Raw genomic sequence first — 1,029 nt, 5'->3', positions numbered from 1 at the left:
CCTGATGTTGCGAAGATGCCTCTATGATGCACAGGTTTCACGACTAAACAGGCTGAAAGAACTCTCCGAGAGCCATTGAGAACGCACTTCTGAGAAACCTATCGGATAGATCTCAGGAAATCACTGGAGAAACCGCGCTCAGGACAGCGCTGGCGCTTCCCAGTGAGGAGAGTCCAGCGGAAACGAGTGGGTTAGTCGGGTGGGTCGAGGCCGTAATTCTTCTTGGCGAACGTCAGGAACGAGTTCGCCGTGAGCGCCGGCCCGTCCCCCACTTCGCCATCCAGTTCGAGTTGGACGAGGATATCCACCAGCCGCCAGCAGTTGTATAGGACACAGGCGAACGCGAAATTGAAGTACCGGAACCGGTGGTCGGGCGACTGTGTCTCTGCGAGGAACGTCTTCAGCTTCTTGAACCCGTTTTCGATACCCCAGCGCCGCTTATACCGGACCATTACCCGCCCGATCTGGTGCTTCATCTCCTGTTCGTCAGCGGGATCGACGTCTACCCACGGCAGGTTCGTCTCGAAGGGTACCGTCGGCGCTTCGACTCGTGCCGGCTCGTCGATCTCCTCCTCGTCCGCTACTTCATCGAGAAGATTGCTCAACGGCGAGTCGCCGTCACGATCCGCCGAGAGCAATGTTGTATCGCCGATGTCCTCGAAGTCTTCGATGAGTTCCTGGCGAATCGTCACGTCCGTGCCGTCATCGGCCTCGTCTTCTCGTTCCCACTCGCGCTTCGGGAGGTAGACCGCCTTCCGCGTCGGTCCATCGTCGAGTCGCTCCTGCTCGACGACGTCGAAGTCTTTGTCCTCGCTGGCGAGCTTGGCAATCTGGTGTTCGTGGTCGCTGCTGGACCGCACCACACCCGGATTCAGGTAGTGGACACCGTGGTCCTCGCAGGCGTCTTTGACGCCATCATTGGCGAACTCGCGGTCCATCATCACGAGGTCTAAGCCGGGGACGATGTCGGTCGCACCGTCGAGGAGATCGTCCACGATGTCGGCCCGCTTTCGACCACGTTCGACCGGG

Annotated in this window: 1 protein-coding gene; it reads right to left on the bottom strand. The window is 59.4% G+C overall.

The window, feature by feature from the left end:
- Positions 1-191 precede the first annotated feature (191 nt).
- Positions 192-1,029, bottom strand: an 838-nt coding sequence (locus N0B15_RS15435; RefSeq protein WP_263020614.1) for a transposase, incomplete at its 5' end; no start/stop codon positions are given.

This window comes from Natronobiforma cellulositropha (assembly GCF_025629245.1).
GTDB classification, from domain to species: domain Archaea; phylum Halobacteriota; class Halobacteria; order Halobacteriales; family Natrialbaceae; genus Natronobiforma; species Natronobiforma cellulositropha.
The sequence above is the reverse complement of the archived record's forward strand: the minus strand, read 5'-3'. Positions and strand labels throughout refer to the sequence as shown.